Origin of the sequence: Streptomyces sp. NP-1717, from assembly GCF_022695985.1 — a bacterium.
In the GTDB taxonomy this organism is placed as follows: domain Bacteria; phylum Actinomycetota; class Actinomycetes; order Streptomycetales; family Streptomycetaceae; genus Streptomyces.
In genome coordinates this window covers 1-4,736 of sequence record NZ_JAAPBF010000353.1, presented here as the reverse complement: position 1 = coordinate 4,736, position 4,736 = coordinate 1, and the positions used below count along the sequence as shown (strand labels likewise).

The following is a 4,736-nucleotide window of genomic DNA, read 5'->3' as shown; positions in this document are numbered from 1 at the left end:
CGTCACCCACTCGTCCACGGGCGCCGGCTTCACGGCGAGCGCGTCCGCCGCCCGGCCGCCGTCGCCCGCCATCAGCAGCGGATCGGTGCCCGTCGCCATGTAGTGGTAGATGCCCGCGACGCCGGCCGCCGCCTCGGCCCCGGCGACCTGGGACAGCGCCTGCTCGAACACCGTCGGGGGCAGCGGCAGGTACCGCACCTCGCGGCCGAGTCCGGTCGCGAACGCCGAGGCCAGTTCGTCGCCGGTCAGCGACTCGCTCCCGCCGATGTCGAAGGTCTCGCCCTCCACGCCGTCCACGGTGAGCGCGGCGAAGACCGCCTCCGCCAGGTCCCGGTGCGAGATCCAGGCGGCGGTGGTGCCCGCGGGCAGCGGATAGGCCAGTACGCCCTCGGTGACCAGCGCCGGGCCGTTCCACGGACTGAACAGGTTGTCCAGATAGACCGGCGGCCTCAGCACCACCAACGGCACACCGCTCGCCCGCAGTTCCTCCTCGGCGATCCGGCGCGTCTCGAAGGCGGCGACGTTCGTCGACTGCGCGGGGATACGCGTGTTGGCGTTGTAGACGATGCGCTGGATCCCGGTCTCGCGCGCGGCGGTGGCGATATTACGGGCGTACCGCCGTACCTGCTCCGTCCCGTACACCAGCGGCATCATCACGGAGGCGTGCGTCGCACCCTGCATCAGCCGCCGCACATCGGCGGGATCGGCCAGGTCACCGCCCACGAACGAGGCGCCGCGCAGCGGCGGCCGGTCCGCCTCGGCGGCGCGTGTGAGCGTACGGACCCGCTGTCCGCGTTCGGCCAGCAGACGGGCCACGGCACCGCCCTGGAAGCCCGTCGCCCCCACGACGGCGACGCGCATCGGAATCTGATCGGACATGTGTCTGAAGGCCCTTCGGTAGGGTGGGTCTGCTGTCGATGACGGCTCTCTCACAAGGCTGGTGGCGGCGGCTTCGGCCGATCAATTAACAAACCGGGGCGGGGGTTGAAGGATCGTCCATGGAACCGATGGAGCCCATCCAGACCGAAAGTGACGATCTCCTGAGCGAGCTGCTGAAGCCGCTCCGGCTCACGGGGGTCTTCGACAGCCGTTGGCACGTCAGTGCGCCGTGGGCCATCGAGGGCGACGCCGAGCAGAGCTGCGCGATCCTCCACTACATCGTCCAGGGCGGCTGCTGGGTCAGCGGCGAGGGCCAGACGCCGGTGGAACTTCGCGAAGGCGATCTCGCCGTCTTCCCGACCGGCACCGCGCACCGCATCGCCGACCGGGCGGACCGGGGCGGCGGACTGCGCCTCGGCGCCGTACTGCCCGAGCGGCTGCCCGGAACCTCCGGTGAGCTGAAGATCGAGGGCGGCGGGCCGGAGAGCCGGCTGCTCTGCGCCGGACTGCACTACGACGCGAGCGCCGCCACCGGCCTGTACTCGGCGCTGCCGTGGGCGCTGGTCCTCGACCGCACTCAGGTGGACAACGAGCCGCTGCTCCGCGACACGCTGCGGCTGCTCGCCTCGACACAGCGCCCCGTCGGCCCCGGCGACCGTCTCATCACGCTGCGCGCCTTCGAGATGGCGCTGGTCCTGGCGCTGCGGCCGCTGCTGCGCGAGATCGCGGACAACCCGGCGTCGCTGCCCGTCCTGAACCATCCGGGGATCAGCAGGGCGATGGTGATCATCGCGACGCGGTTCGCCGAGCCGTGGACCATCGAGTCGCTGGCGCGTGAGGTCGGCATGTCCAGGTCGGCCTTTACCGCGGCCTTCCGCGAACTGGTGGGGGAGGCCCCGGCACGGCACCTGACGGGACGTCGGATGCAGGAGGCGGCACGGCTGTTGGGGGAGACGTCGCTGCCGCAGTCGGCGGTGCCGCAGCGGGTGGGCTACCGGAGCGCGGTCGGTTTCCATCTTGCGTTTCGCAAGTGGTTCGACAGGACGCCGGGCGAGTACCGCAGCGGTGCGGTGCCCGCCGCGTAGGGCGCGCCGAGGTCGCGTTCTGGCCGGTTATTAAGGACCGCTGGACGGTCGTTCATTGCTGATCGTGCTTGCGCCAGGAAAGGCTCTCAACGTGTGGGGGTGCCGTTCCGTTTGTGCTCGGTGTGCCTCGTGTGTCTCGTCCGTCGCACGATTCGTTTTGATCCGTATTCCGCATTCCGTATGAGGAGAAGTGTTGACCAGGTCGGGTCAGGAGTATTTGGAGTCGTTGCGCGACGGCCGTTCGATATGGCTGGACGGCGAGCGGGTCGAGGACATCACGCGGCATCCGGCGTTCCGCAACACCGCGGGATCCATCGCCCGGCTCTACGACCTCGCGCACGACTCCGCGCACACGCCGGTCCTCACGCGCGACGGCGCGCACCGCGCGTTCGCCGTGCCGCGCGGATACGAGGACCTGGTCGCGCGGCGGCAGGCGTACAAGGTGTGGGCCGAGGCCGGCTTCGGCTTCCTGGGGCGCACGCCGGACTACATGGCGGGCGGCGCGGCCGGATTCGCCGCGGCGCCGGAAGTCTTCACCACCGACGGGTTCGACGGCGCGGCGAACGCGCTCGCGTACCACCGGCGGCTCGCCGACGGCGACCTGTACCCGACCTTCACGATCACCAACCCGCAGGGATCGCGCACCCCGTTCGACGCGGCGGGCGGCACGGCGGAGGACGACCCGGTGGTGCGAGTGGTCGCCGAGAAGGACGGCGGGATCGTCGTACGCGGCGCGAAGATGATCGGCACGGCGGCGGTCTTCGGCAACGAGGTCATCGTCGGGACGATCGAGCCGCTCGCGCCGCGCGACGTGGACCGCGCGGTCTGCTTCTCGATACCCATCGACACGCCGGGTCTCAGCTTCGTCTCGCGCGTCTCGTACGAGGGCCGGGCGCGGAGCGTCTTCGACAACCCGCTGTCGTCGCGGTTCGACGAGAACGACGCGCTGCTCGTCTGCGACGACGTCTTCGTCCCGTGGGAGAACGTGCTCACGTACCGGAACGTCGACGCGAGTTTCGCGATGTGGTGGCGGACACCGGCGTATGTGAACTTCGTGCACCAGGCCGCGACGCGCTTCTGGACCAAGCTCGAATTCCTCGCCGGGCTGGCGATCCTGCTGACGAAGTCCAACGGGACGTACGAACTGCCGCCCGTCACCCAGGCCATCGGCCGGCTGCTGGGCAAGGTAGCCCAGGCGAAGGCGTTCGTGCTGGCGGCGGAGGCGAGCCACGTGGAGGTCGACGGCGGGCGCGGCGGAGTGATGCCCGGCAAGGACATCTCCTTCGCCCAGCGCATCATGGCGGGCGAGCTGTATCCGCAGGCGGTGCAGGAGATCAAACTCCTCGCGGGCGGCGGGGTGATCCAACTGCCCGCGTCCGGCGAGGACTTGCTCCACCCGGAGCTGGGCCCGCTGGTACGGCGCTACATGAGTGCGCCCGGGCAGTCGTCCGAGGGCCGGATCAAACTGCTGAAGCTGGCCTGGGACGCGCTGGGTTCGGAGTTCGCCTCCCGTCACGAGCAGTACGAGCGCTTCTATCACGGGGCGCCGCACGTCTATCTGATGCAGCAGGCGTGGGAGGGCGACACGGCGTCCTGCGAACAGCTGGCCCAGGCCTGCCTCGACGGCTACACGCTCGGCGGTGAGCCCGAGGGCCCGGACACCCGGTGACGGACACCCGGGACGACGACCGAGAGCCCGCCACCGACAGGCTGCCGCCCGTCGGCACGGCGCCTTCCGGTGTGGCCGGTCTCGGCCGGGGAGCCGGTCCTGACGGCCCGTCCCGTCCTCCTGGCTTCGCCGATTCAACCGGCCCGGTGGACGGCCGCGACGGTCCAGCCGGCGTGGCCGGGGCCTTGGGCACGGCCGGTTCGACCGGCCCCGTGGAGTCCGTGCACGGCGCCGGCGTTTCGGCCGGGTCCGGTGGGGGCGCGGGTCGTGCCCCCGCTGCCGGCTCGGGCGAGGTCGTCGGGGCCGTCGAGTCGGTGCCCGGTGGGACAGAGTCTTCCGGCGTCCCGGGGTTTCGCGCCCCCGGCCCCGTGGCGCCGGAATCCCGTGGGCGGGTGGGGCGGGGTGGGAAGAGCGCGCTCGCTCTGCTCGCGGGTACGCAGTTGCTGCTCATCATGGACACCGCCATCATCAACGTCGCCCTGCCGTCCGTCGGGCAGGATCTCGGGTCCGGGTCCGCCGGGCTGTCCTGGGTCGCCAACGCGTTTCTGATCACCTTCGGCGGGCTGCTGCTCCTCGGCGGGCGGACCGCCGATCTGCTCGGGCACCGCAATGTGTTCCTCGGCGGGCTCGGGGTGCTCGGTGTCGCCTCCGCCGCCGGCGGGGTCGCCGGATCCGTCGGGGTGCTCGTCGCGGCGCGCGCCGTCCAGGGCGTCGGGGCCGCGCTCGCCGCCGCTGCCGCCTTCGCCCTGCTGCTGAACCTGTTCCCCGACGGCCCCGACCGCCACAAGGCCCTCGGCGCCTTCGCGGCGATGGGCGGGCTCGGGGGCGTCCTCGGCACCGTACTCGGAGGCGTACTCACCGACCTCCTCGGCTGGCGTTCCACCTTCTGGCTGAACGTCCTCGGCGCGCTCGTCCTCGCCGTCCTCGCGCCGCGGCTCCTCGACGGCAACACCCGCAGCGCCGAACGCGGCTTCGACATCGGCGGCGCGCTCACCGCGACGGCCGGTCTCGGGCTCGTCGCGTTCGGCCTCGTCGGCGCGGGCGAGGCCGGCTGGACCGGCGCGCGGACCCTCGGCGCGCTCGCCGCCGGGCTCGTACTCCTC

Annotated in this window: 4 protein-coding genes; 3 read left to right on the top strand and 1 reads right to left on the bottom strand. The window is 71.8% G+C overall.

Annotated features, from left to right (window positions below; translation table 11 throughout):
* Positions 1-879, bottom strand: an 879-nt coding sequence (locus GXP76_RS34095; RefSeq protein ID WP_242575494.1) for an SDR family oxidoreductase, incomplete at its 3' end; no start/stop codon positions are given.
* 119 nt (positions 880-998) lie between these two features.
* On the opposite strand from GXP76_RS34095, the gene GXP76_RS34090 reads away from it, so the two are divergent.
* The 3 genes from GXP76_RS34090 to GXP76_RS34080 form a co-directional block, all read left to right on the top strand.
* Positions 999-1,964 (top strand): AraC family transcriptional regulator, encoded by a 966-nt coding sequence (locus GXP76_RS34090; protein ID WP_242575493.1) that lies wholly within the window; start codon positions 999-1,001, stop codon positions 1,962-1,964.
* A gap of 193 nt (positions 1,965-2,157) precedes the next feature.
* Complete coding sequence (locus GXP76_RS34085) at positions 2,158-3,633, top strand: 4-hydroxyphenylacetate 3-hydroxylase family protein (protein WP_242575492.1); 1,476 nt, start codon at positions 2,158-2,160, stop codon at positions 3,631-3,633.
* A gap of 392 nt (positions 3,634-4,025) precedes the next feature.
* The coding region (locus tag GXP76_RS34080; protein WP_242575491.1) for an MFS transporter at positions 4,026-4,736 on the top strand (711 nt) is incomplete at its 3' end.

What these genes read in the sequence shown, in the direction of transcription:
- GXP76_RS34090 (WP_242575493.1), top strand. Translation starts at nt 999, where the DNA reads ATGGAACCGATGGAGCCCATCCAGACCGAAAGTGACGATCTCCTGAGC.